This window comes from Hafnia paralvei ATCC 29927, from assembly GCF_001655005.1.
Classification (GTDB): Bacteria; Pseudomonadota; Gammaproteobacteria; order Enterobacterales; family Enterobacteriaceae; genus Hafnia; species Hafnia paralvei.
On sequence record NZ_LXET01000021.1, the window covers coordinates 48,886 to 75,196 of the forward strand.

General features: G+C 49.8%; 19 protein-coding genes and 1 pseudogene. 14 read left to right on the forward strand and 6 right to left on the reverse strand.

Annotated elements, in window-relative coordinates; all coding sequences use genetic code 11:
- Positions 1-236: 236 nt before the first annotated feature.
- Positions 237-2,555 (reverse strand): beta-glucosidase BglX, encoded by a 2,319-nt coding sequence (bglX, locus tag M988_RS06815; RefSeq protein WP_040012454.1) that lies wholly within the window; start codon positions 2,553-2,555, stop codon positions 237-239.
- Positions 2,556-2,661: 106 nt separating this feature from the next.
- Positions 2,662-3,732, reverse strand: a complete 1,071-nt coding sequence (locus M988_RS06820; RefSeq protein ID WP_064573433.1) for a LacI family DNA-binding transcriptional regulator — start codon at positions 3,730-3,732, stop codon at positions 2,662-2,664.
- A gap of 330 nt (positions 3,733-4,062) precedes the next feature.
- Here M988_RS06820 and M988_RS06825 point away from each other — a divergent pair, with 330 nt between their 5' ends.
- The 8 genes and pseudogenes from M988_RS06825 to hybE all read left to right on the forward strand — a co-directional run bounded on the left by M988_RS06825 (position 4,063) and on the right by hybE (position 14,991).
- Positions 4,063-5,370 (forward strand): MFS transporter, encoded by a 1,308-nt coding sequence (locus M988_RS06825; protein ID WP_039185461.1) that lies wholly within the window; start codon positions 4,063-4,065, stop codon positions 5,368-5,370.
- Positions 5,371-5,402: 32 nt separating this feature from the next.
- Positions 5,403-7,772, forward strand: coding sequence for a glycoside hydrolase family 31 protein (locus M988_RS06830; RefSeq protein ID WP_064573389.1), 2,370 nt, complete (start codon positions 5,403-5,405; stop codon positions 7,770-7,772).
- A 1,214-nt stretch (positions 7,773-8,986) separates the two neighbouring features.
- Positions 8,987-10,141 (forward strand): hydrogenase 2 small subunit, encoded by a 1,155-nt coding sequence (gene hybO / locus M988_RS06835; RefSeq protein ID WP_064573391.1) that lies wholly within the window; start codon positions 8,987-8,989, stop codon positions 10,139-10,141.
- Between the two features lie 2 nt (positions 10,142-10,143).
- Positions 10,144-11,124 (forward strand): hydrogenase 2 operon protein HybA, encoded by a 981-nt coding sequence (gene hybA, locus M988_RS06840; RefSeq protein WP_064573394.1) that lies wholly within the window; start codon positions 10,144-10,146, stop codon positions 11,122-11,124.
- Positions 11,117-12,359, forward strand: a pseudogene (gene hybB, locus M988_RS06845) (Ni/Fe-hydrogenase cytochrome b subunit). The gene hybA and the pseudogene hybB overlap by 8 nt, the downstream one beginning before the upstream one ends.
- Positions 12,301-14,004 carry a hydrogenase 2 large subunit gene (hybC, locus tag M988_RS06850; protein WP_008813998.1) on the forward strand — a complete coding sequence of 568 codons (1,704 nt, stop codon included), beginning with the start codon at positions 12,301-12,303 and terminating at the stop codon, positions 14,002-14,004. Before hybB ends, hybC begins: the two are co-directional and overlap by 59 nt.
- Positions 14,004-14,498 carry a HyaD/HybD family hydrogenase maturation endopeptidase gene (locus M988_RS06855; protein ID WP_064573395.1) on the forward strand — a complete coding sequence of 165 codons (495 nt, stop codon included), beginning with the start codon at positions 14,004-14,006 and terminating at the stop codon, positions 14,496-14,498. Before hybC ends, M988_RS06855 begins: the two co-directional genes overlap by 1 nt.
- Complete coding sequence (gene hybE / locus M988_RS06860; protein ID WP_008813996.1) at positions 14,488-14,991, forward strand: hydrogenase-2 assembly chaperone; 504 nt, start codon at positions 14,488-14,490, stop codon at positions 14,989-14,991. Before M988_RS06855 ends, hybE begins: the two co-directional genes overlap by 11 nt.
- A gap of 60 nt (positions 14,992-15,051) precedes the next feature.
- Here the strand turns inward: hybE and M988_RS06865 are convergent, their stop codons facing one another.
- The 3 genes from M988_RS06865 to M988_RS06875 are packed head-to-tail and all read right to left on the reverse strand — an operon-like array spanning position 15,052 to position 17,901.
- On the reverse strand, positions 15,052-15,768 hold the full coding sequence (locus tag M988_RS06865; protein ID WP_064573396.1) for a DUF554 domain-containing protein: 717 nt from the start codon (positions 15,766-15,768) through the stop codon (positions 15,052-15,054).
- Between the two features lie 36 nt (positions 15,769-15,804).
- Positions 15,805-16,392, reverse strand: a complete 588-nt coding sequence (locus tag M988_RS06870; protein ID WP_064573401.1) for a UbiX family flavin prenyltransferase — start codon at positions 16,390-16,392, stop codon at positions 15,805-15,807.
- Between the two features lie 9 nt (positions 16,393-16,401).
- On the reverse strand, positions 16,402-17,901 hold the full coding sequence (locus M988_RS06875) for a UbiD family decarboxylase (RefSeq protein ID WP_008813985.1): 1,500 nt from the start codon (positions 17,899-17,901) through the stop codon (positions 16,402-16,404).
- Positions 17,902-18,123: 222 nt separating this feature from the next.
- Between M988_RS06875 and M988_RS06880 the strand changes: the two genes are divergently transcribed.
- A complete protein-coding gene (locus tag M988_RS06880; protein WP_008813984.1) occupies positions 18,124-19,029 on the forward strand; it encodes a LysR family transcriptional regulator in 906 nt (301 codons plus the stop codon).
- Positions 19,030-19,119: 90 nt separating this feature from the next.
- Here M988_RS06880 and M988_RS06885 read toward each other — a convergent pair whose 3' ends face one another.
- Positions 19,120-20,586: a C69 family dipeptidase gene (locus tag M988_RS06885; protein ID WP_064573404.1), complete on the reverse strand. Its 1,467-nt coding sequence runs from the start codon at positions 20,584-20,586 to the stop codon at positions 19,120-19,122.
- Between the two features lie 312 nt (positions 20,587-20,898).
- Between M988_RS06885 and M988_RS06890 the strand changes: the two genes are divergently transcribed.
- From M988_RS06890 to menH, 5 genes are all read left to right on the forward strand, one after another.
- Positions 20,899-21,402 carry a DUF1097 domain-containing protein gene (locus tag M988_RS06890; protein WP_064573406.1) on the forward strand — a complete coding sequence of 168 codons (504 nt, stop codon included), beginning with the start codon at positions 20,899-20,901 and terminating at the stop codon, positions 21,400-21,402.
- A 141-nt stretch (positions 21,403-21,543) separates the two neighbouring features.
- Entirely contained in the window at positions 21,544-21,882 is a 339-nt protein-coding gene (locus M988_RS06895; protein WP_064573408.1) for a hypothetical protein, read from the forward strand.
- Positions 21,883-22,268: 386 nt separating this feature from the next.
- Positions 22,269-23,591, forward strand: coding sequence for an isochorismate synthase MenF (menF, locus tag M988_RS06900; protein WP_064573410.1), 1,323 nt, complete (start codon positions 22,269-22,271; stop codon positions 23,589-23,591).
- Between the two features lie 259 nt (positions 23,592-23,850).
- Positions 23,851-25,530, forward strand: a complete 1,680-nt coding sequence (gene menD, locus M988_RS06905; protein ID WP_064573414.1) for a 2-succinyl-5-enolpyruvyl-6-hydroxy-3-cyclohexene-1-carboxylic-acid synthase — start codon at positions 23,851-23,853, stop codon at positions 25,528-25,530.
- Complete coding sequence (gene menH / locus M988_RS06910) at positions 25,527-26,300, forward strand: 2-succinyl-6-hydroxy-2,4-cyclohexadiene-1-carboxylate synthase (protein WP_064573415.1); 774 nt, start codon at positions 25,527-25,529, stop codon at positions 26,298-26,300. Before menD ends, menH begins: the two co-directional genes overlap by 4 nt.
- The last annotated feature ends 11 nt before the right edge of the window (positions 26,301-26,311 follow it).

Sequence of the window (26,311 nt, forward strand, 5' to 3'; positions counted from 1 at the left end):
CCCATATGTTGCTCTCTCCCAGCATGCTGGCGAGCATCGCCAACGATAGACTAAACGCAAACATGATGAGCCAAGAGGCTATCTTATCAGGCATAATATCTCCTGAAACTCTGTACGACTAACGGTAAATATAATTATGGGCTGGAATAAAGCTATTTCAAGTTATGTGTCAGAGGTATTTTTATCGGTAAGCGGGTGGAAGCTTGTGCAAGCATTCCACCGCTATTTTCTCTATTTTACAGCAGCTCAAATTCTCCCTGATTAACTCGCTGCGAATCTAACCCAATAAATACGTTAAACTTGCCTGGCTCTGACACATATTTCATTGAAGCATTCCAGAACTTGAGTTGGTTCTCATCAATCTTAAAGTGAATGGTTTTTTGCTCGCCAGATTTCAGCATCACTTTCTCAAAGCCTTTCAGCTCTTTAACGGGGCGACTCATGGTGGCGGTTTTATCCTGAATATAGAGCTGAACTACCGTCGCACCGTCACGTTTACCGGTGTTTTTCACCGTCACGCTTGCGGTCACCGAACCATCGCGTTTCATTATTGGGCTAGACATCTTCACGTCAGAAACGCTGAAAGTGGTGTAGCTCAATCCATAGCCAAACGGATAGAGTGGGCCATTTGCGGCATCGTAATAATGCGAGGTGTATTTCTCTGGTTTTTCCGGGTTGTAAGGGCGACCGGTGTTCAGATGGCTGTAATAAATAGGGATTTGTCCAACTGAACGAGGGAAGGACATCGGTAGTTTGCCGGATGGGTTGTAGTCACCAAACAGAACATCGGCAATCGCATTGCCCCCTTCGGTGCCTGAGAACCAGCTTTCTAAGATCGCATCGGCCTGCTGGTCTTCTTTTTCAAGCGCCAGTGGACGGCCGTTCATCAGTACTAGAACCAAAGGCTTACCCGTTTGCTTCAATGCAGCAATCAGATCACGCTGGCTTTGCGGAATAGTAATATCGCTGCGGCTCGAGGCTTCATGTGCCATGCCTTGTGCTTCACCGACAACGGCCACGATGACGTCAGATTTTTTCGCTGTGGCAACCGCTTCGTCAATCATCGCCTGTGGCGAGCGCGGATCGACGGTTACGGCTTTCTCATACAGATTCAGGAAATCAGTGATCCCCGGATCGTTAGAGACATTGGCACCTTTGGCATAGACGATTTGCGCTTTGTCACCCACGGCGTTGCGTAGACCTTGGAGCACGGTGACCGATTGATCAACGACGCCGGCAGCAGACCAACTGCCCATAACATCACGTTTGCTGTCGGCCAATGGGCCGATCAGGGCAATAGTGCCGGATTTAGCTAGCGGCAGGGTGTTTAAGCGGTTTTTCAGTAGCACCATGCTTTCACGGGCGACGCTACGTGCCTCAGGGCGATGCAGGCGACTTTCCGCATTAGTATCAACCGGATCTGAACCGACAGGCCCCAAATGACTATAGGCATCGGTAAACAACCCCATGTCATACTTCACGTTTAAGACATGACGCGCCGCATCATCAACCTCTTTTTCGCTGACTCGACCGCTTTTTACTAAGCTAGGCAGGTATTTGCTGTAATACTCATCGCTCATGCTCATGTCGATGCCAGATTTTACCGCCACGCGCACGGCATCCTCCGGATCGCTAGCCACACCATGCTTAATCAATTCTTTGATTGCACCGTGATCGCTAATCGTGATGCCCTTGAAATTCCACTCATCGCGTAGGACATCTTTTAACAACCAACTGTTGGACGTGGCAGGCGTGCCGTTAATGGAGTTTAATGAAACCATCACACCGCCGCTGCCAGCATCTAAGGCTGCTTTATAAGGTGGCATATAGTCTTGGAACAGGCGCTGTGGGCTCATGTCCACCGTATTGTAATCGCGTCCTCCCTCTACCGCGCCGTAGGCGGCAAAGTGCTTCACGCTGGTCATGACAGAGTTACGATCCGCCGGATTGTTGCCCTGCATCGCTTCTACCATTAGGCGGCCCATCTCCGACGTCAAGTAGGTATCCTCGCCAAAGCCTTCAGACGTTCGCCCCCAACGCGGATCGCGGGTGACATCCACCATGGGCGCCCACGTCATATTTAAACCATCTTCGCTAGCTTCATAGGCAGAAATACGCCCTACGGTAGTCACTGCGTCACGGTTCCAACTGGATGCTAATCCTAGGCTAATCGGAAAAACGGTACGCTGGCCATGAACCACGTCATAGGCAAAAAACAGAGGGATTTTCAGGCGACTGAGCTGCATTGCCTGATCCTGCATCTTGCGAATATCTTGGCGGGTCACCGTATTAAAAATCGCCCCGACCTGACCCTGTTTAATCATTTCGCGAATGGCTTCTTTAGGATTATCTGGCCCTACGCTGATAAGACGCATCTGACCAATTTTTTCATCGAGCGTCATTTTGCTCAGCAGATCGGTGACAAAAGCATCACGCTGCTGGGTGGATTGTGGTTTCACCAAGGGGTGAGCCGGTTGTGTTGCGTCTGCATAGACTGGAGACAGCGTAGTAGCAATCAGTCCTGCGACCAGACTGAGCGAGCAAAGCCATTTCATCGCGGAGTTTTCTCTTTTGTAAGCTGCTTTTGCAGCGTAGGGAAGTGGTGGCAGTTTGCCATAAGCGGTATTCGTTAATACATGAATTTTACTGTGTTTTGTTGGGTTAATCATAAAGGCTGTCTTTCTGTACCAGTGCCTGATTTTGGCTGGTACGGATGCGGCGCACAGAGTCACGTATGACCAGTGTTCCGTTGAGCAGTAGGTTACCTACCGGCGTATTAGGCTGCATCAGGCGGCGTTGCAGCATGCGTACGGCTTCTTCACCCAATTCATCGCGGGGCACATGTACTGACGTAAGTGGAATATCGTGGATAGCGGCCAGGTTAAACCCATCCATACTCATGACTGAAATGTCCTGAGGCACGCGTAATCCCGCGTTCAGCAAGGCATTGACTGCACCGACAGCCATATAGTCGCCGCCGGCCAGAATCGCCGTGGGGCGATGCTCGGCAGGACTGTGCTCTAAAAACTGTTTCACGGCAAGTTCGGCGTCCGTAGCGCCAAAACTCGGGGTAGAGAGCAGGGCGGTTTCCTCATTAAATGGCAGGTTATTCGTTTGATAGGCTTCACGGATCCCCGCCAAACGCAGCTCCATAGTGTAGCGACGTAAACACAGCAGACTCAGAATATGGCGATGTCCTTGCTCAAAGAGATAGTTAGCTGAGAATGCGCCGATCATTTGATGATCGGGGGCAATGCCCGGTAAACGCATTTTGCGATCGCGACAGTTGACCAGAATACAGGGTTTACCTAAATCAGCTGCGAGGGAATGAATGTATGGATCGTCGATCCCAATCAATATGGCAGCCTCGGTTGCCGGCTCGTTCATCTTTTGCAGGAACAGAGAAACGTCATTGTCATTTTCTTCTAGGGAACAGTAACGCAACCGCACCTCATGAGGTTCTAGTGCTTGAGCAATACCCTGTATCACCTTGTAGTAGAAGATGTCAGACCGCACATCAAAAGCCCGTTGAGGAGCAAAAACGACTAAGCCGTTAAGCAGCATTCTGCCTGTCGATATATCATCAAGCACCCCATGCTGACGAGCCGCGGCTAAAATCTGCTGTTTGGCAGACTCACTGGTGTTTGACTTTCCCGATAACACGCGTGAAACCGTGCTGATAGATAATCCTGTTTGGGCAGCTATTTCCCTTATTTTTAGCTTTCCGTTCATTTTGTGATCTCGTTCAAATTCGAAAATGACAAAATTTTCATAAGCCAATAATCGCCATTTAACGGGGTTTTTGACTGAAAATAATCGTTTTTAAGATTCTCATGAAAATCTTTGCAAAAAAGTGCGTATCCCCACGTTTTTAACTTCTTTACTCTCAATTGGTCGACCAATTTCATGCTGTGTTTTGGCCGATAAATTAAAACAATCAAATTAAAATCAATCGGATAGTCAAAGTTAGCAATAAAATCATTGGTTGGACACGTTATAAAACCTGATATACCAATAATGTGTCAGACGAGTGTTTGTTGCTACCGCGATCAGGGGATCACGATGAGTCTTGATATGAATCAACCCGCTGTAGCTGTAAAGGGAAAGCGTAAGATCAAGAATTTGCGCTGGTGGATGTTGGCGCTGTTTCTACTCGGTGTGACGGTGAACTACATCACACGTAACTCGTTGGGGATTTTAGCGCCAGAGCTCAAAACCAGTTTGGGAATGACCACCGAACAATATTCGTGGATTGTGGGGGCTTTTCAGATTGCTTATACCGTATTTCAGCCGTTATGCGGTTGGCTGATTGACGTCATTGGTCTGAAGCTCGGCTTCCTGATATGCGCAGGTATTTGGGCATTAATGTGCATGTTGCATGCAGGTGCGGGCAGTTGGATGCAATTAGCCATTTTGCGTTTCTTCATGGGGGGCGCTGAGGCTGCTGCGACGCCGGCTAATGCGAAAACCATCGGCGAGTGGTTTCCGAAAAAGGAACGTCCGATTGCTGCTGGCTGGGCCGGTGTCGGTTTTTCTATTGGTGCAATGCTGGCACCGCCGATTATCGTTATTGCTCATGCTTCATTTGGCTGGCAGGGGGCATTCATGTTCTCGGGCGTACTGGCCATGTTGTGGGTGATCCTATGGTGGTTGTTTTACCATAACCCAGATAAACATCCGAATCTAAGCTCATCCGAACTGCAATATATCAAGCAGGATAATGAACCGGCGCCGGTGAAGCTGCCTTTCTTCAAGGCGTTAGCAACGGTTTCTAAAAACAAGCGTTTCTATGGTATTGCGCTCCCAGCCTTTATGGCCGAGCCTGCGTGGGCAGTGCTCAGTTTCTGGGTACCGCTTTATTTAGCTAATGAGCGCGGCATGGATCTAAAGCAGATTGCTATGTTTGCTTGGTTGCCGTTCTTGGCTGCTGACTTGGGCAGCGTGGCCAGTGGGTATTTAACCCGAATCTACGCCAAACTATTTGGTACCTCACGCGTTAATTCTATTGTTGCAAGCTCGGTCACCGGTGCATTTTTGATGCTCTCTTTGGCACTGGTCGCCATCACTCAAGACCCCTACATCACCATTGCACTGATTTCAGTAGGTGGCTTTGGCCATCAGGTGATCTCCTGCATGTTGAGCGCACTCGTGGTTGAGTCCTTCGATAAAGGTCAAATGGCAACGGTTAACGGAATGCGCGGCTCCTTTGCGTGGATCGCCAGTTTCTTGTTCTCTCTGTTGATCGGTGTGACCGCCGACAAAATTGGCTACAACCCGCTGTTTATCGCGATGGGCTTTTTTGACCTGATTGGCGCGGTATTCCTGATCGCATTTATTGCCGAGCGTCGTCAGAAGACGCATCAGGCATGATTATTTTTTATCTATTTTAGACGAGTACTATCATGAAAACGTTGAAAAACTGGGTTCTGAATCATCAAGCTGCCGATCACGTTGAGCTTAAAGTTGACGATCAGCATCTGTTCCGTATTTACGTTCTGGAGTCTGGGCTATTCCGTGTGTTGATCAAACAGCGCGGTGAGCTAGCGCTGAACCGTACTTGGAGTATTGCGCCGCAGGCTGATGTACCTTGGGAAGGGCGCGATCGTGAAAGCACCGAAGGATTTACGTTACCGGCGTTTGAGCTGGAGCAAACTGATAACGGTCTGCGTATTAGCACTGACCGCATGCGAGTTAGCGTCAATCAGCCTCTATGGCTGCAATGGGAATACCGCAATGAGGCGGGAGAATGGCAGCTACTCGCTGCCGATCGTCCAACCAGCGCCTATTTGCTGAATGCGCACGGCGATGGCGTAGCCCATTATCAACGTCGATTTCCGACGGAGAGCTATTATGGCCTAGGTGAAAAAGCAGGCGATCTTAATCGTACCGGCGGTCGTTATGAAATGCGTAATTTGGACGCGATGGGCTATAACGCGGCTTCAACCGATCCACTCTACAAGCATATTCCGTTTACGATTACTCACAGAGATGATGTCAGTTTTGGCCTGTTTTATGACAACCTCAGCAGCACCATGCTGGATTTGGGGAATGAGCTCGATAACTACCATCTGGCCTACCGTCGCTATCAGGCCGAAGCCGGTGATTTGGATTACTACATCTTCGTTGGGCCGAAAGTACTGGATGTCACCAAAGCTTTTGTTCGCTTGACCGGTAAGACGCTGTTTGGGCCAAAATGGAGTCTCGGCTATAGCGGTTCAACCATGCATTATACCGATGCGCCGGACGCACAAAATCAGCTGATGAAATTCATCGAGCTGTGCCGTGAGCACGATATTCCGTGTGACTCATTCCAGTTATCCTCCGGTTACACGTCGATTAACCATAAGCGATATGTCTTTAATTGGAACTACGACAAAGTTCCGCAGCCAAAAGTGATGTCGCAGGCATTCCACGACGCAGGGCTAAAACTGGCGGCGAACATCAAACCTTGCTTGTTACAGGATCATCCTAAGTATCAGGAAGTGGCACAGCAGGGGCTGTTTATCCGTGATTCCGAATCCGATAACGCAGAACGCTCAGTGTTTTGGGATGATGAAGGTTCGCACCTTGATTTCACCAATCCAGCAACGGTGAAGTGGTGGCAGGAGAATGTCACCCAGCAGTTGTTAGAGATGGGCATTGATTCTACGTGGAACGACAACAACGAATATGAAGTCTGGGACGGTGAGGCACGCTGCCATGGTTTTGGTGAGGAAATTGCCATCAAGCAGATCCGCCCAGTAATGCCGTTGCTGATGATGCGTGCTTCCTTAGAAGCTCAGCAACGTTTTGCACCGCAGCAACGCCCATATCTTATCTCTCGTTCTGGTTGTGCCGGTATGCAGCGCTATGTGCAAACCTGGAGCGGCGATAATCGGACCAGTTGGCAGACTTTGCGCTACAACACTCGGATGGGTGTAGGGATGAGTTTGTCAGGTCTATATAATGTGGGGCATGACGTCGGCGGGTTCTCTGGCGACAAACCAGATGCCGAGCTATTTGTGCGCTGGGTTCAGAATGGCGTGATGCACCCACGCTTTACCATCCATTCGTGGAATGATGATCACACCGTCAACGAACCTTGGATGTACCCAGCGGTAACCCCTGCGATCCGTGATGCCATTGTATTGCGCTATCGTCTATTACCTTATTTCTACAATCTGCTGTGGCAGGCCTGTGAGAACGATGAGCCAATGCTGCGTCCAACGTTCCTCGACCATGAAAATGATGCCGCAACCTTTGCAGAAACCGATGATTTTATGCTGGGTAAAGACCTATTGGTCGCCAGCGTAGTAGAGCAGGGGCAGCGTCTGCGTGATGTTTACCTACCAGCCAATGAAAGCGGTTGGTATGATTTCTACACTGGCCAGTGGTTCAGCGGCGGGCAGACGATTACCGTCGACGCTCCGTTAGAACGTCTTCCGCTGATGGTTCGTGCGGGGGCAATGTTACCAATATCAGGACGCACCGCATTTGTTGACTCTTCCGCTGATGATTCACGCGAACTGTTGCTGTTTCCACCGATGGGCAAAGGCAAAGACAAAGGACTACTGTTTGAAGATGACGGTGAAACCCATGCTTGGCGAGAAGGTCATGCACTGTGGCTAAATTGGGAAATCACGGCGGATAATCAGCGAATTGACGTTAACTTCACGCGTAAAGGAGATTTCCGACCTGCGTGGAAGGAAATCACCCTTCGTCTGCCGGCAGGGGAAACACGTCAGTTGTATGTAGATGGGGTGGAGGCGGATTGTTATCAGGTGGGGGTATAGAGGCTAACTTTTCGTACGCCTGGTGTTGATGTTGTTGTTGATGTTTGGCGTTAGGTTTCGTACGCCTAATACACCGAAATATACATGCACTTCGTGCAGGCGTCCGAGTCGGGGGGCCAATCGCTGCCCCCTGACACCCCAGCTTAGCACCGTCCTTCAGCCTGCTTCGTAGGTACCCGAATCTCGTCATTCCGGCTTTAACGGAACGAAGGAAAATAGCGTGGCGTTAGGTTTCGTACGCCTAATACACCGAAATATACATGCACTTCGTGCAGGCGTCCGAGTCGGGGGGCCAATCGCTGCCCCCCGACACCCCAGCTTGGCACCCCCTCCCAGCCCGCTACGCGGGTTCCCTCGTCTCATCATTCCGGTCTTAACGGAACGAACGACAATCGGCATCCATGCCTCCGTCGTTCTTTCGCCGATATCAATCGGCGAATCCTAACCTGCATGATTCACTCGGCTGTCCGGTAATGTGCCGGAAAAGGTCAACGTCAAAATCAAAAGAAAAAGACCACCCTGCTTTTGTCTTTTTAATTGTTTAAGTCTTGGTAGATAGAGCCGCCGATACAGGGATGTATCGGCGGAGTTTGGGGCGCCCTGGATGGGCGATACCAAACCGGAGCGGAGATGGCGTCTCGGATAAAAGCGCGCGAGTGCAGAGACCACGCGCTAGTGGTCTCTGCCCGTACGCCTTCACTAGGGTATCAATGAAGCTCGATATTGACTGGCGGGCGGAACCTTACACAACGGTGACATAGATGATAGGCGAACGAAATATTACACAACAGTTCCATCAACGATAGGCAGGCTGAGCCCTACACTAAATCCCACAACCCACCCCTAATATTGATAACCTCTCTATATCTTCAATAACCTTTAATATTTAACTAAAAATTTAAATGAATTTAATTTATTTAATTCTATTTTTTATTTTTAATAAAAACCACTCTCATTTAGAACGCATCTATCCAATAAGAAAAATCATATAACAGTAATCAATATAATTATTTCAACACTCGGGATAATAAAAATTGCGGAATATTTATGCTATTTAATTTCCGCTGAATCGGTTTTATTCACATAATTCGTGTTGACGTTAAGCTAATCCTTCTCAACTTGATAAAGATCAACCACAACTAGTAGGGTTAATCCTTAGCATTTGCCCACCTAAGCATTCCGCCAGACGAATGCGCATCTAAGGAATACTACGAATGGCTGAGGATAACTTTCTATCCGCACACGGTGTGAACCGTCGTGACTTCATGAAGTTGTGCGCGGGTATGGCCGCCACACTAGGGCTAAGTTCCAATGCGGCGGCTGAAATGGCTGCGGCAATTACCGACCCACAGAGACCACCTGTCATCTGGATAGGTGCTCAAGAATGCACTGGCTGTACCGAATCGTTGTTGCGGGCAACGCATCCAACGATTGAAAATCTGATCCTAAATACCATTTCGCTCGAATATCACGAGGTATTATCCGCAGCGTTTGGTCATCAAGCCGAAGAAAATAAGCATAACGCGATGAAGCGTTACAAAGGCAAATATGTGCTGGTCGTCGATGGGTCTATCCCATTAAAAGACGGCGGCGTGTATTGCATGGTCGCGGGCGAACCTATTGTCGATCATATTCGCCGAGCGGCGGCTGATGCGGCGGCAGTCATTGCTATTGGATCTTGCGCTGCATGGGGCGGTGTTCCTGCCATTGGCGGTAACCCAACCGGTGCGGTGAGTCTTGAAGAGGCCATCGGCAAACCGGTGATCAATATCCCAGGTTGTCCTCCTAACCCACATAACTTCCTAACTACCGTGGTGTATTACATCACCTACGGCAAACTGCCCGCTCTGGATAGCAAACATCGTCCCCTGTTTGCCTATGAACGTTTGATTCACGAGAACTGCGAACGTCGTCCGCACTTTGACGCGGGTCGTTTTGCCAAAGAGTTTGGCGATTACGGCCACCGTCAAGGCTGGTGTTTGTATCACCTTGGCTGTAAAGGGCCAGAAACTTACGGTAACTGCTCAACGTTGGAGTTCTGCGATATTGGCGGCGGGATCTGGCCAGTGGGTATCGGTCATCCTTGCTACGGCTGTAATGAGCAGGGGGTGGGTTTTACCAAAGGCATTTTCCAGCTAGCGAATGTAGAGAATCCGACGCCGCGCGTGGATAAACCTGCTGTAGATAACCGTGAAGGTGGGCATATTTCTCCAACGGCTACTGGCCTCATCGGCGGTGCCTTAGGGATATTGATTGGGGTGAGCTTGATGACGGTGCGTGAGCTTGGCCGCCAGCAAAAGCGCCACGAGTCCGAGCGCAAAAACGCAGAGAAAAGTCACTCTGAGCACCATGATTCACGGGGGGAATAACCGTGGACAGAAGAAATTTTATTAAGTTTGCCTCTGCCGGAGCGCTGGCTGCAGGTACGGTGACATCAGGCACTGCGCATGCGGTGGAGAACAAACCGCCCATCCCAGGTGCAGTTGGCATGCTGTATGACTCAACGCTATGCGTAGGCTGTCAGGCCTGCGTGGCGGAATGTCAGCGCTTGAATAAAAACCAGATCAACCCAAACGGCCCACAAACGTGGTCTGACAACGACAAACTAACACCCTATACCAATAACATTATTCAGGTATGGAGTGATGGTTCTGGCGTGAATAAAGACCAGATCGAAAACGGCTATGCCTACATTAAAAAACAGTGCATGCATTGCGTTGATGCTAACTGCGTGTCGGTGTGTCCGGTGCAGGCGTTAAGAAAAGATCCCAAAACGGGCATTGTGCACTACGACCCAGATGTCTGTACGGGCTGCCGTTACTGCATGGTTGGCTGTCCATTTGACGTACCAAAATATGATTATCACAACCCGTTTGGTGAGATTCATAAGTGTCAGCTGTGCGATCAAAAAGGGCTAGAACGCATTACCAAAGGCCAACTGCCGGGCTGTGTTGAAGTCTGTCCAACCGGAGCAGTGATTTTCGGTACCCGTGAGGATTTATTAGCCGAAGCTAAAAAACGTTTAGCGGCAAAACCCGGTATGGAATATGCCTATCCGCGTCAGACATTGACCGGTGGTGATAACTATTTGCACCCGCTTGCCAACTATCAGCCTTATGTTTATGGCGAAAAAGAGGGCGGTGGGACGCAGGTATTAGTGTTGGCCGGTGTGCCATACGAAAATCTGGGCATGCCAAAACTGGCTGAACTCTCTACCGGTGCGCGCTCCGAGCACATTCAGCATACCGTATACAAAGGCATGATCTTGCCGCTGGTGGTTCTGACGGGTCTGTCAGTATTGATTCGTCGTAACACCAAAAATCACCATGACGGAGATGATGACAATGAGTGAACATAAGGCCAGTCCGTTAGGCGGCCGTTTAGTGAGTTGGCCGGTAATGGTGATGGCACCCTTCGTGGTGCTGTGCGGTATTTTCATCCTTAAACGATTGATCTTCGGGATCGGCTCCGTTGCCGATCTGAACGGAGGCTATCCATGGGGCTTGTGGATCTCGTTTGACCTGTTAATCGGTACCGGTTTTGCCTGTGGTGGTTGGGCACTGGCGTGGGCGGTATATGTCTTTAACCGTGGTGAATATCACCCGCTAGTACGTCCTGCATTGTTGGCGAGTTTGTTCGGTTATTCGCTGGGTGGCTTATCCATCACCATCGACGTCGGACGTTATTGGAACCTGCCATATTTTTATTTGCCGGGTCATTTCAATACGTCCTCAGTGCTGTTTGAAACCGCGGTATGTATGACGGTGTATATCGGTGTAATGGCGCTGGAATTTGCCCCCGTTGTGTTGGAGAAATTTGGCTGGAAAGTGCCAATGAAGTGGCTGAATAAAATCATGTTCTTCATTCTGGCTTTAGGCGCACTGTTGCCAACCATGCACCAATCCTCGATGGGATCGCTGATGATTGCGGCGGGGAATAAAATCCACCCGCTGTGGCAAAGCTATGAGCTGCTGCCGGTCTTCTCACTGCTAACGGCCTTTATTATGGGCTTTTCGATTGTGGTGTTTGAAGGCTCACTGGTACAGGCGGGGCTGGCGGGAAAAGGGCCTAACGAAAAACCTCTGTTTTATCGCTTAACACAGGTTATCGATATCTTCCTGATCCTGTTTGTAGCGCTACGCTTTGCTGAAATCGTGCTGCGTGACAAATCAGAATACCTCTCACAGTGGAATCGTTACTCTATTTCTTTCTGGTGTGAAATTGGTCTGATGTTGTTCCCACTGCTGGTGTTCCATTGGGATAGATTCCGTCGTGATTCGCGTATGTTATTCCTTGGCGCATTAAGCATGCTGCTGGGAGCTGCGCTGTGGCGCATGAACTATTCGTTACTGGCATTCAATCCGGGTAATGGTTATCACTATTTCCCAACGTCAGAAGAAATTCTGATTTCGGTCGGCTTTGTGGCGATTGAAGTCTGTGCCTATTTGTTGCTAATCCGGGTTTTACCGGTATTGCCATCGCTTGAACGTGTACATAAAGATTATCAGGCCCGAGGGAAAGCTAAAGTATGAGCCAACGTATCACTATCGACCCGATCACCCGTATCGAGGGCCATCTGCGCATTGACTGCGAAATTGAAAACGGCAAGGTAACCAAGGCTTGGTCGTCTGGCACCATGTGGCGCGGGATGGAAGAGATTGTAAAAGGTAACGATCCGCGCGATGCGTGGATGATTGTCCAGCGCATTTGCGGCGTATGTACCACGATTCATGCCATTGCATCGGTACGTGCGGTAGAAAATGCGATTGGTGCCGAGGTACCGGTCAACGCACAATATATTCGTAACCTGATCGTGGCGGCACATAGCATCCACGACCACATCGTGCATTTCTATCAACTTTCTGCGCTGGATTGGGTAGATATCACCGCCGCGCTAAATGCCGATCCGAAAAAATGCGAAGCGATGCTGAAAGGCGTTTCTAGCTGGTCGCTTAACAGCTCGGAAGAGTTTGCCAAGGTGCAGCAGAAAATTCGCGATCTGGTTGCTAGCGGCCAGTTAGGGATTTTTGCGAACGGCTATTGGGGTCACAAAGCGATGAAGCTATCGCCAGAGGTGAACCTGATTGCGGTTGCCCACTATCTGCAAGCGCTGGAGTGTCAGCGTGATGCTAACCGTGTGGTCGCGATTTTAGGCGGCAAATCTCCGCACATTCAGAATCTGGCTGTGGGCGGCGTCGCTAACCCAATCAATTTGGATGCGCCGAGCGTGCTGAACCTTGAGCGCTTGATGTACGTGAAAATGTTCATTGAGCGTTTGGGTGAGTTCATCGAGCAGGTTTACAAAGTTGATGCGGCCATCATCGCAGCTAACTATCCTGAGTGGCTCTCGTTGGGCGAGGGAGCAAAGCATTATCTAAGCGTGCCTGAACTGCCCACCGATGCCAAAGGGGGTAGCTTCCTGCTTCCGGGGGGCTATATCGAAAATGGTGATATGGGCAACTACCGTCCGATCACGAGCCACAAAGATGAATGGCTGATCGACGGAATTGCCGAAAGCTGCAAACATTCATGGTACAAAGATGATGCCATCTTAAAACCGTGGGAAGGCAAAACTGAACCGAACTACACTGGCTGGCAGGATGAAGGTAAGTACTCGTGGGTTAAATCCCCCACCTTCTACGGTAAAGTAGTTGAGGTTGGACCGTTGGCCGATCTGCTGGTTAAACTGGCGGCGAAGCACCCAGATACCGTTAAACACTTCAATGAGGTTAACGGACTTTACACAACGCTGAACGGTAAAGCCCTGCAAACTGAACAACTGCATTCCACCATGGGACGCATTATTGGCCGTGCGGTACGCTGCTGTGTGCTGAAAGATACTCTGTTACAACAGTGGCAGGCGCTGATCGATAACATTGGTAAAGGCGATCACGTGGCCTTTATCAAACCAGAAATTTTGGCCGATAAAGAGTATCGCGGCGTAGGCTTTGAAGAGGCTCCACGCGGTATGCTTTCGCATTGGATCGTTATCAAAGGCGGCAAAATCGAGAACTATCAGGCGGTGGTACCGTCAACATGGAACTCCGGCCCGCGTAATACCAACGATGAACCGGGACCTTATGAACAGGCCTTGATCGGCACTCCTATTGCTGATATTGAAAAACCGCTGGAAGTTGTGCGTACCGTTCACTCCTTTGACCCTTGTATGTCCTGTGCGGTTCATGTGGTTGATACGCGCGGTGGCGAAGTCACCAAGGTTAAGGTGTTGTAATGAATACGCTGGTCTTAGGCATCGGTAACCTGTTGCTCAGCGACGAAGCGGTGGGTGTACGCATCGTTGAACGTTTAGAGCAGGATTACCGTTTTCCAGAAGGCGTTGAGTTGATGGATGGCGGCACGGCTGGCATGGAGCTGATGGAGTACATGGCGAGCCGCGATCATTTGATCGTGGCCGATGCGGTGCTGAGCGATGCCGCCCCCGGCAGCGTGATTACGCTACATGACGATGAAGTTCCCGCTTTTTTCAGCCGGAAAATTTCGCCGCATCAGTTGGGATTATGCGATGTGCTTTCGGCACTGCATCTGACCGATGAGTTTCCAAAGCGTCTCACACTGGTGGGTGTCGTACCACAGTCGCTTGAGCCGTACATCGGCATGACTCCGACGATTGACGCCGCGGTGCCGATTGCGATGGATCGTATTATTCAGATCCTGCGCGAAGATGGCTGCACGTTAGAGCACAGAGGAGTGTCGCATGACTGCTAATCCTATGACTGATGCGATTGGTGCAGATGAGTTTTGGGGATTTGAACACAATCCCACAAAACTGCTGATTGAACAGTATCAGCACATAGCACAGCAAGAGATGGCGAATCTACCGTTTTATCGCGCTGAAATGCCGATTAAGGTAGAGATGCAAGAGTATGAAGGCCAGTGGCTGGGAACGGTATTAACGCCGTGGATGCTTAGCGTGGTGATTTTACCTGGACCCGATCAGGTTTGGCCACGGCGTGCATTAGGCGAGCGTATCGCGCTTTCACTACCGCGTGGTGATATGACGTTTATGGTGGGAGAACTGCCACAAACTGGACAATTACTCTCCTGTTCCTTGATGTCGCCGATAGAGTCACATATCAGTGCCGCAGAAGGCGAAGCATTAGCCAGTGATACGCTGAAGATGCTGCTATCGTTGCCGGTGCAGGATCAGGCAACGCCTGTCAGCGTATCTCGCCGAGAACTGTTCATGCGTAAAAGGTAGTCGTTAAAGCCGCTATGCATCGTAATAACGAAGGCCGGTATTTACCGGCCTTTTTTTAATTTAAACCACTAACGTCATCCAAAGCCAAGAAAAAGGCATCACTAAGATCAAGCCCGGCAGCATATTGGCGACAGGGAACGGTTTTATATTGCAGATGCGTAGCCCTGTTGCAATCATGATAAGTCCGCCAGCGCAGGAGAAATCAGCCATCATTTCTGGTGTCACCATGGGCAGGATAAACACCGCTAACATAGCGAGTGCCACTTGAATGATGATGAGCGGGATCCCGATGGTCATCACGGCATAGCCCAACATGGTGGCAAAAATACCGGCGGTAAACAGATCCAATACGGTTTTGATATACAGAATCGAAGGATCGCCGGTCATTCCCTCATGCATTGCGCCGAAGATACCGGTTCCGCTGGCACAAAAAGGCACCAAGATGGCAACAAACTTCTCGGTGAACTCTTCATGCGATAAGCCATGAACGCGAGGGAGATATTTATTGACGATCCCTCGGGTAGAGCCTGCCGCTTTACCAATCCCTTTTTCGAGAAAAATGAGCTCGCCGATTACGGCGCCCAATACCATTGCCAAAACAACGGCTGGCATGTACTTCACCTTAATAACTAAATTAATCCCCAAACCTACAGAACAAAGTCCAAAGGTGAGGGGAAGCGCGGTTTTAACCCGTAGTGGAATTTTATGACCTGCCAAAGCGCCAATGAGTCCGCCTACGATCACCGCAGCTCCGTTTACATAAGGTCCAATCAACATCGAGTTTTCCTTTCTTAAATCAATTCCTTAACCCAATCATGCTAAATGTTGGAGTTTGCCTTCGCCCCAGCGCGGGATTTTATTCAGTTCAATGCCAAATAGGTCGAGCGCCCGTGCAACGCTGTGGCTGATAATTTCATCCACGTCGTGAGGCCGCTGATACAACGCGGGTACTGGCGGGAAGATGATTCCTCCCATTTCAGTCACTAGCTGCATATTACGTAAGTGGCCAAGATTGAGCGGTGTTTCTCTCGCCAGCAATACCAACCGACGCCGTTCTTTAAGCACAACGTCGGCGGCGCGGGTCAGCAGATTATCCGTCATACAGTGAGCGATCGACGCGAGGCTACGCATGGAGCAGGGAGCGACCAACATACCGAGTGTGCGAAAGGAACCGCTGGAAATCGACGCGCCCAGATGCGTGACTGGGTGCACAACATCAGCCAATGCCATCACTTCATCCAAAACGTAATCGGTTTCTAGCTCACAGGTTTTCTCTGCGCCTTTGGATATCACCAGATGTACCTCCAAATCCTCTCGATCTTTCAGTAGCTCTAGGGCTTTAACGCCATATTGAAAACCGGAGGCTCCACTTATGCCGATGATAATACGTTGGGTCGCCATCACGGCTCCTTATTCGAAATCGGGTAGAAAACGTTTCACATCCAGCTCTTTGAAACGAGAACGTTCAAAGTGCGCTTTCAGATGGAAAGGTACCGTACAGTCGAAAATAGTTTTACAGGACATACCTTCCTGCAAAATTGAAGGGCTATAGTCTGGCATTTGGGAAGGATCTAAAGGATGGCAACGCACTCCAGGGATAAAGACCGTATCGACGTCGCCCTGATAGCGGGTTTGCATGGCCCACATCACGTCGTCGCTGTCGAAAATATCAACATCTTCATCGACCAGAATCACGTGTTTCAGCTCAGAGAAGGCTGAGAAAGCCAGCAACGCGGCTTGGCGTTGACGTCCTTCGTCGACCGGCGCTGATTTTTTAAACTGCATTACCGCTAATAATTTCCCACCACCGGCTGAGTGAGCAAAGACGTTGAGAAGCTTTCCTGGCATCGCTCGTTCAACCATATCCAGAATACTGGCTTCGGTTGGGATACCGGCCATATTGACATGTTCCTCACCCGGTCCGATAGTCGTACGCCAGATGGGATGGTATCGATGTGTCACGGCCTTGACTTTAATCACGGGCAGCGCATCTTTGGCCGCGCCGGTATACCCCGGAAATTCAGGCATGGCTTTACCGGTATTGGTATTTTGATCTTCGCGAACGCGTAGGTTTGGCAAGAGTTCGCCTTCAATCACGATTTCGGCGTGAGCAATCGCTTTTTCATTAATGGTTTTACATTGCACCATTTCAACGGCATGACCGCGCAGTGCCCCTGCAATGCTTAATTCATCAAAACCGAGCGGCGTTGTAGGCGGCTCAAAACAGGCAGCAATTTCGATAGCGGGGTCTACGCCGATACTGATAGAGATGGGCAATGCTTTACCTTGAGCCTCAGCTTTCATACGGAACGCATCGATATGGCGACCCGGCGTTAGCCACATAGAAAGCTCGTCGCGGCTCTGTACGCACAGGCGGTGAATAGTGATGTCGGATTCATGAGTATCGGGATCGGAGGCGTAGCAAAGGCCCATGGTGATATAAGGCCCTGCATCTTCTTCGGTATTGGTTGGCGCTGGAAGAAGTTTGCGTAGGTCGAAATCGGCATCTTCAGCAAAGTGAGTGACTTGCTGACATACGGCTTTATCAGCGCTGACCAGTACCGGTTGAATCGCATTTTTGACTGAGTCTTTCAGCAAGTGTCCCAGCTTTTCTGGGGCACAATTCAAAAAGTGACCGACGCGTTTACGGGAGCCGTTCAGACCAATTACAACACTGATGTCATCAAAGCCTTTAATTTTGTTAAACACCATGGCTGGGCCATTCTTTCGTGTTGGTCGTTGGCAAGTACCACCTGCGCCAACATAGCGGTAAACGCCAGAGAGCTCCGCGCACGGATCCACTTCCACATTCGTAGAGACAAGCTCACCCGGCTGATTTTTTAAAAACTCAAGCGCTGATCGTAAATCATGAATTGGATTTTTAATTTTATTATCCGCATTATTAGCCATAATATTTTCACCTTAAACTGGAATATATGTCCCCTATAGATATATTCCCCGTATCATCGTGTGACAAATACCGTTTAGGTGATAGACACTAGATCAGAAGGGTATTAGTCATAAATACGTTAAAAGTGTTGCATTAATGTTTTGTGTTGAATTTTAGTCTATGCGAGGTCAAAGTATCAGAATCTTCTAGTCTTGGATGGTATAAGCATCGGGAAGGACAGTATGGATCTCAAAAGGCTAAAGTACTTTTGTAAAGTCGTAGAGCAAGGCTCGATTAGTCAAGCTGCACGTGTGCTGAATATGGCTCAACCTCCTTTGAGTAAACGGATACAGGAGCTTGAAGAAGAGCTTAATGCACCGCTGTTTGTCCGCAATGGAAACCGGCTTGAGACGACTGATGCGGGTTATTATCTTTATCGCAAAGTCTGTGAAATATTACGCCAGGTGGAAGATACCGCGCGTGAAACAACAAAAATATCGAATCGCGAAACGCAAATATTACGCATTGGGCTAACGCATTTATTTCAAAACTACTTTAAGCCACTGCTGTTGGAATTACATCGCCGCTACCCAGAGGTGGAATTAAATATATCTGTTCTTGACTCGAGCCATCTGGAATCCCATTTAAATGATAGCCTGATCGATATTGCTCTTATCCAGAAACCACGAAAAACCGAGGGCTATGATTGTCTCGTTTTTTCACCTGTGCCAATCGTGGCGGTCATTGCTAAAAAGTTGCTGCCTGAAGTTCCACAAAGCCCTTTTCCCTATTTGGAACTGAGTCAATTTCCGCTCGTTTTACTGCACCGAGCTCGTGATGCTGGAACTTATGAAATTCTGCTGGATCACTTCCGCAAGGGAGGGAAAGAGCAACGCGTGATTATGCAGGTCACCCAACCGGGAGTGATCCTTGACTGGTTGGAGTCGGGTCTAGAGGCTGCCACTTTGTTGCCTGCTTCAGAAGTCGATGCCAGAAAGCTTTCCCATTGCCATGTGGTCGACGTTTTTCCATCGCCGATGGTATTTTTTCCTGCGTTGGTGAAAACGTCGATGGCGCCTTATACTCAAGAAGTCATGGACATTATTAAAGAAGGCTTTCCCTTTAAGTTATCTAAAGAGATTAAGTGATAATTCCATGATGTGATAATGCGGACGGCGAGCGTTTAGCTGGGAGCGAGATTTCCCCCAGCCAAACGTATTGAGGTTTCTCAGTGGCAATTAAGCCCCTTCGAAGTGATATTTCATATCGGTATCGTGTGTCATCTGGGTAATAACCTGCTGTGTTAATTTATTGGTTAACGCTAAGGCATCGGCCATGACTTTATCTTCAAAGTTCTGCAACACTTTTTGAGCCTGCTGCGGATGGGCTTGATAAAGTTTCAAATACTCTTTTTCCATGGATGCCTGCTGAGTGGCAGTATTCTTCTCAAATTCGGCGTAGGCTTTTTCTACCTCTGGCGCATAGGCGTTGTAGTTTTGCATCACCAGCGTTTGCAGCGTGCGATATTTCCAACTGACCGAGTCTTGGCTAGCGTTATCGGTACCCTTGTCGTAGCCCGGTAGGTAATGTTCGAGTCCTTGATAATAGGGAATATATACGCTGAGTGATGGCATACCGATAGCGACATACTCGATTTCACCAATGGCTTTTGGCAGGTTAGGACGTACCTGAAGGACGTGAGATTCCTGTGTGCGGAATACTGAAATTGGGCGGTAGGGTTCCTTTGGATTGGCGTTAGCATACGGATCGTGCGAGGTGCCCTGATAGTGGTTGCGCAGTGCGGCCTGCACGTCAGCAACTGATATTTTATGCGCTGGCTGTAAGAATACGGGGAACGCGGTACCGTCTTTTATATCCGTTTTCAGGCTAGGATTGAACAGATGTTGCACTGTCCATACGCGTGGATAGTTGTAAGTGACATCATTTTCGACATCCTGTGAATAGGCTTTATGGAAATCAAAGGCACCGTCTTTAGGATTATATAGACCGTGTTTTTCGGCAAAGCTAATCAGGGTTTTTGAGCCCAGATAATTCGCGGTATCATCAGGAACATAGGTTCTTAAACGCCCTTGATTGGCCGAGACGAAATATTTATCGCTCGGTACTTTTGTTGCCATCCACTGATGACCGCTACCCGTTTCCAAATACCAGATCTCATGCTGATCGACAAAGGCAACGCCAAAGCCTTCACCAGCCCCTTTTTCTTCGATAATTTTGCCTAGCAGTTCCACCCCTTCGCGAGCGCTGTGGATCCTTGGCAGGATCACGTTTTCAATTGCGTCTTCGGTAATGCCAGTTTTCTCGACGTAGGGATCGAATTTTAGAACCTGCTGACCATTGTAAATCGTTTCTGTTGCCGTCATCCCCACGCCAGCCTCGTTAAACCCCACTTCACCCATTGACAGGTCGTTGGTGTCAAAATCAGAAATAGCGCTGTATCGCAGAGAGGTTTCCGGTAGTGGGTAGGTAAAATCGTTAGCGTGTGACTTAAATTCGCCTTTCTGGTGTTCAACGCGCGGATGGACTAGAAAATGCTTAGGATTATTGGCGGAATAATCTTCATTACGAGCGACTAAAAATGAGCCGTCAATCGATGCTTTATCACCGACTAAAATTGTGGTGCATGCCATTGCTGAAGGGATAATGAGCGCAGGCAGCAGGGCTGCAATGATGTGTTTTTTCATTAAAATAGCCTTGAGGTTACGATTAAAAATTTTGTCATAGCCGTAACCTAGACCTGTGTTTTTGAGAAGACAACGAACCCTGAGTGATTATTTCTTGTTGAAGTGTCCGCATTTGTAGCCATATTCGTCAAAAAGAGGGGATTCTAAATTTTGTTAGCAAAAATGAGTGCTTAAAAAACCAGCTTTATTTGTGATAAAAATCACAATAAAATGTAATCATGCAAACACTTCACTTATAATTTGTGAACCCAGTCAACGAATAATCTGTTCCCATCGTTAAACTACTTTTTTTGAATACGTGAGATTTCCATCATGAATGTTTTGGTTGCTATCGCCATTACCACCGGCATCCTTTCTGGCATTTGGGGCTGGGTAGCGGTTAGCCTCGGTCTACTAAGCTGGGCGGGTTTTCTCGGTTGTACAGCCTATTTTGCTTGTCCACAGGGCGGGCTGAAGGGGTTTGGCATCAGCTTTTGTACACTGCTGAGCGGTGTGTTCTGGGCTGAAGTCATTATTTATGGTGGAGCGCTACGCCCAGAGTGGACGATCCTCGGTTATATCTTAACGGGCATTGTCGCTTTCCTTATGTGCATTCAGGCGCAGCAGCGTTGGCTGGCTTTTGTGCCCGGTACTTTTATCGGCGCCTGCGCCACCTTTGCGGGTAATGGTGATTGGAAGATGGTTGTTCCTTCACTGATAGTCGGTCTGGTGTTTGGTTACGCCATGAAAAATAGTGGTTTGTGGCTGGCTGCTCGTAAGCAAAATCGCGTAACACAGCCAACCGTTGAAACAGATAACAAGTCGGTTAGCTCATAATCACTTTTCGCTCCAATCTGTTGCAGATAACGACGCCATTACCGTGTGAATTCACAACTCCTTTCAGGTGATTTAATTTGCTTCTTGAGGGGCTTTGAGGCTATTTAACGGTAATGGAAAAAACTGCCGGGGCAATTAGCATTGGATGGATTGGGAGTTGCTCTTTTTATATGGTCGTTTTATCTGTCTGTCATTTATCTGATCATTCTATCAACGGTATGTCTAGGTGCTCTCGGTGGTAGCCTGAAATGTCTCCATATTTTGCTGTGGATTGAAGCTCCGCAAATCGCGTCTGTGGTTTCATTCTCTGCCGTGATGCATTGGGGATATTTATACGATGGTGTGGTGAGTGTCATTGTGTTTTCAGCCGCGGCTATGCTTTTTTCACTCATCGTTGCACTCTTGATGAGTCGCTGGCTGGGCCATCCTTTTCACCTGTGGATCGTATGCCACATCATTTTTATCACCATGCTAGGGTAATGCTGGTCACTTAAGCGTGATTTTAGGGGAAGTACACCGATGGGGTCGTAGCAGCTTTAGCTGCCGGAGCGCCCCGCGGTGTGCTAACCCCGTGTATCTCGATCTCTTAAACGATCAGCATTAACCATGCTAGGCTCTGCTATTACTAGCGTGATCTGAACGTAGCAAGCGCAGACTTTAATTACAGCGTGATACGTGGTGACTCCCGCCGGCCAAACGTTGATACAGAGGCGAAATTGGTCAGCTGATAAGACGTAAAATGTTAACAGGTGGTGGGTTTTTCACCGATTACTCGCTGGCTGTGCTGATAACTCTTCTGGTTGCTTTCCTTCTTATTAATCCACCGTATAATTCCACACTTCTTCTTTTAGCCGCCCGAGGTTGTCGTGGTTCATCTTTCCGCTCTGGTAGAACGCATTATTCCTTTGTTACGCCAAGCCGCTGCCGAGCAATCGGGGTTGGTCCGCGTTGCGCTGCCTTGTAGTTTGAAAGATGGCACTCAGATGCTTGAGTGGTTGGCCTCTCAGCCGCTATTTCCACAATTCTATTGGCGCCACCGAGATGGCGCTGAAGAGGCGGCCGTATGCGGTGCCGTATGTACCTTTACGGATGCTGAGCAGGCGCAAGAATTTATTCGGAAAAATGATTGCCCAGAATTACGCATTTGGGGCCTGAACGCGTTTGGTCAGGTTGAACTGGATGGCTATGGCACAATCAACAGCCTGCTGTTTTTACCGCGCATTGCGCTAATGCGCCATGCGGGTAAGGCTGAACTGGTGGTGTATCTCTATGGGGAAACGTCACTACAGCAGGATCTGGATATTGCGCTGCATGATTTAGCAGTCCTATGTCAGATCCAGCCTCTGCCTCCGTTGCAGACTGTCGTGCTTGCGGCTCATCATCAACCTGAGCACGATGCTTGGTGTAACCTGCTTAATCATGCGCTGGTCGAAATAGAGCATAAGGCATTTGAAAAAGTCGTGCTGGCTCGCCGCACCACGCTGAAACTGTCTCAACCGCTGCGGGCTGCCCAGTTTTTATCTGCCAGTCGCGCAGTGAACCATCGCTGCTATCACTTTATGCTGGCTCTTGCACCGGAACGTGCGTTTTTAGGTTCATCACCAGAACGGCTCTATCGCCGCCAGCAATTGTCGTTAGAAACTGAGGCTCTGGCTGGCACCGTCGCGAGCGGAAGCAGCGATGCACAGGCGCAGGAAAATGCGCAATGGCTGATGTCCGATCGTAAGAATCAGCATGAAAATTTACTGGTAGTAGATGATATTTGCCAGCGTTTGCAGGGCGGAGCTCAGGCGCTAGACGTTATGCCAGCAGAGGTGATCCGGCTGCGAAAAGTGCAGCATCTACGTCGCCCGATCCATGCCACGCTGATTCATGACAACGATGCGGACTGCCTGCGTCGTTTACAGCCAACCGCCGCAGTGGCGGGATTACCTCGTGAGCCAGCGCGCCAATTCATAATGCGCGATGAACCTTTCGATCGCGGATGGTATGCAGGTTCTGCGGGCTATCTGGCACTGGAACAGGCAGAGTTTGCCGTTGCGCTGCGCTCGGCGTTAATCCAAGGCGATCATATCCATCTGTACGCCGGAGCCGGTATCGTTGCAGGATCTGATCCTGAACAAGAATGGCTGGAGATTGAGAATAAGGCGGCAGGGTTGAGAACGTTGTTGGAAACAGAATTTTCATAGGCTGAATTATCGCTGCTCGGCCATGCTGGACAGACATACTCCCCTTAGCTGATTGTGGTCTTTGGAATGCTGGTGTAACATATTGCACCAATTATCCTGTTCGATTTTCTTTCAAAAACATAAGGTTACTTTACGTTATGATTTTGCAAGACCGTCGGGCAGCGAATAAATCATCAGTTTTCCCTTCCCTGGCTCAGATGAGTTCCTATGAGTGGGCTAAGCTGAGACAATCCTTAATCAACCAGACTGCTGAGCTGCCATGTCGACAAGTGTATTTAACCGCCACTGGGCCGCGTTGTTACTAGAGGCGTTAACCCGCCACGGTGTTCGCCATATCTGTATTGCTCCGGGCTCCCGCTCTACGCCGCTCACGCTAGCAGCAGCGGCGAATGCGCAGCTCATCTGCCATACCCATTTTGACGAGCGTGGCCTGGGTCATTTGGCGCTCGGGCTCGCGAAAGCGTCAGGTGAGCCAGTGGCTGTTATCGTGACGTCTGGTACTGCAGTAGCGAATCTCTATCCTGCACTCATTGAAGCGGGTCTAACGGGAGAGCGGTTGGTGATGTTAACCGCCGATCGCCCACCGGAACTCATCGACTGTGGTGCTAATCAAGCAATCCGTCAAAACGGCATCTTTGCTTCTCATCCCAACCAAACGCTGAATTTACCACGCCCCACACCGGATATTCCTGCGCGTTGGCTCGCTTCTGCCGTCGATAGTGCGATGGCACAGCTCAGCCACGGCGCGCTGCATGTGAACTGCCCGTTTGCTGAACCCTTGTACGGCGACGATGATGGCTCCGCCGATGCGTGGTCTAACGGTTTAGGAGAATGGTGGCAGGATTCTCGTCCGTGGCTGCGTGAAACGAACGTGCATGCGCGGACGACGGTTAAGCAGTTAGACTGGTTCTATTGGCGACAAAAACGCGGCGTGATTCTGGCTGGACGAATGAGCGCAGAAGAGGGGGAGCGCGTTGCCGAGTGGGCCGATTTATTAGGCTGGCCGCTGATTGGCGATGTGCTTTCGCAAAGTGGTCAGCCGTTGCCCTGTGCCGATCTGTGGTTGGCGAACCCCAAAGCGCAGGCGTTGTTGGATCAGGCCCAAGTCGTGGTGCAGTTTGGTAGCAGTCTGACCGGAAAACGTCTGTTACAGTGGCAGGCAAGCTGTGAGCCGCAAGAATATTGGCTGATCGATCCCTTGGAAGGGCGTTTAGATCCGGCTCATCACTTCGGGCGCCGTGTTATCTCCTCGATTTCTGATTGGTTGGTTCTGCACCCCGCTCAGCCACGTACACCGTGGGCACCTGAGCTGGAAATCTTAGCGGATATGGCGCAGCAGTGCGTCACTGAATATCTGGATGAACATTTTGGCGAGGCGCAGGTTGCTCAGCGCATTCCCGAACTATTGCCTGAAAATGGTCAACTGTTCGTAGGCAATAGCCTGATTGTTCGCCTGATCGACGCTTTTGCTCAGCTTCCCGTAGGGTATCCGGTTTATAGTAATCGCGGCGCGAGCGGCATCGATGGTTTGATTTCTACCACCGCCGGTGTGCAACGCGCAACGGCTAAGCCGACGCTGGCTATTGTTGGCGATCTTTCTGCACTTTACGATCTCAATGCGTTGGCCTTATTGCGCCATAGCTCAGCGCCAACGGTGCTGATCGTGGTGAATAATAACGGCGGGCAAATTTTCTCGATGCTGCCCACGCCGGAGGCGGAACGCGAACGTTTTTACCTGATGCCACAGGATGTTGATTTTCAGCATGCGGCGGCGATGTTCAAGCTAGCATATGCTCAGCCGCAAAGCTGGGATGCATTGACCGACGCGGTACAGCAGGGGTGGTGCCGCGCTGGGACGACCCTGATTGAATTGCAGGTATCACCAAGCGAAGGCGCAGAAACGCTCCGCGATCTGCTGGCTCAGGTTACCGCGCTGTGATTCTGGCCGCCCACTACCTGCCTGTAAAAATAGAAACGGCCGAACATCCGACAGTAGTTTGGCTGCATGGTTTTTTGGGCAGCGCCGAAGAGTGGTTGGAACTTGCCGTGCAGTTGCCCAATTTTGCTCACTTGCTGGTTGATTTACCTGGGCACGGTGGTTCGGCGGAGCAGTCGGTTGCGGATTTCGCCGTCGTGGATGCCTCGCTACGAGACACCTTGAAACACTACGCTATCTCCTCCTATGCGCTCATCGGTTACTCATTGGGCGGACGTGTAGCGATGTATCATGCTGTACAGGACCCCGCAGGGCTGAGGGCGTTGCTGGTTGAAGGCGGAAATCCAGGGTTAAAAACGCAGGATGAGCGCACGGCTAGAATTGAACATGATACACGCTGGGCAGAACGTTTTCGGTCACAGCCCTTGCGCGAGGTTTTATCTGACTGGTATCGCCAGCCGGTTTTTGCCGAACTGAATGAGGCAGAACGCGAATGCCTTGTTGAGCTACGCTCTGCTCAGATGGGCGAGCCACTGGCCGCGATGCTGGAGGCGACTTCTCTCGGCAAACAACCTTTGCTCACGCCATCGCTGAAAACGCTGGCTATCCCCTTTGTTTATTTGTGCGGCGAGCGAGATGCGAAGTTTCAACAGCTTGCCGTGGAGTCTGATTTGCCGGCGCGTATTATTGCTGACGCTGGCCACAATGCACATCGCGCCAATTCGAATGAATTTGTGACGCAGGTGCGTGATTTTCTTACCAAACATCTTTAACAGGAATCTGA

Bases quoted from the DNA above. Each gene is read 5' to 3' on its own strand.
- M988_RS06875 (WP_008813985.1), bottom strand. From the start codon at position 17,901: ATGGCTAATAATGCGGATAATAAAATTAAAAATCCAATTCATGATTTA.
- M988_RS06870 (WP_064573401.1), bottom strand. From the start codon at position 16,392: ATGGCGACCCAACGTATTATCATCGGCATAAGTGGAGCCTCCGGTTTT.
- M988_RS06880 (WP_008813984.1), top strand. From the start codon at position 18,124: ATGGATCTCAAAAGGCTAAAGTACTTTTGTAAAGTCGTAGAGCAAGGC.
- hybO (WP_064573391.1), top strand. From the start codon at position 8,987: ATGGCTGAGGATAACTTTCTATCCGCACACGGTGTGAACCGTCGTGAC.
- M988_RS06855 (WP_064573395.1), top strand. From the start codon at position 14,004: ATGAATACGCTGGTCTTAGGCATCGGTAACCTGTTGCTCAGCGACGAA.
- M988_RS06830 (WP_064573389.1), top strand. From the start codon at position 5,403: ATGAAAACGTTGAAAAACTGGGTTCTGAATCATCAAGCTGCCGATCAC.
- hybE (WP_008813996.1), top strand. From the start codon at position 14,488: ATGACTGCTAATCCTATGACTGATGCGATTGGTGCAGATGAGTTTTGG.
- M988_RS06865 (WP_064573396.1), bottom strand. From the start codon at position 15,768: ATGTTGATTGGACCTTATGTAAACGGAGCTGCGGTGATCGTAGGCGGA.
- menD (WP_064573414.1), top strand. From the start codon at position 23,851: ATGTCGACAAGTGTATTTAACCGCCACTGGGCCGCGTTGTTACTAGAG.
- M988_RS06820 (WP_064573433.1), bottom strand. From the start codon at position 3,732: ATGAACGGAAAGCTAAAAATAAGGGAAATAGCTGCCCAAACAGGATTA.
- bglX (WP_040012454.1), bottom strand. From the start codon at position 2,555: ATGAAATGGCTTTGCTCGCTCAGTCTGGTCGCAGGACTGATTGCTACT.
- M988_RS06825 (WP_039185461.1), top strand. From the start codon at position 4,063: ATGAGTCTTGATATGAATCAACCCGCTGTAGCTGTAAAGGGAAAGCGT.
- M988_RS06885 (WP_064573404.1), bottom strand. From the start codon at position 20,586: ATGAAAAAACACATCATTGCAGCCCTGCTGCCTGCGCTCATTATCCCT.
- hybC (WP_008813998.1), top strand. From the start codon at position 12,301: ATGAGCCAACGTATCACTATCGACCCGATCACCCGTATCGAGGGCCAT.
- M988_RS06890 (WP_064573406.1), top strand. From the start codon at position 20,899: ATGAATGTTTTGGTTGCTATCGCCATTACCACCGGCATCCTTTCTGGC.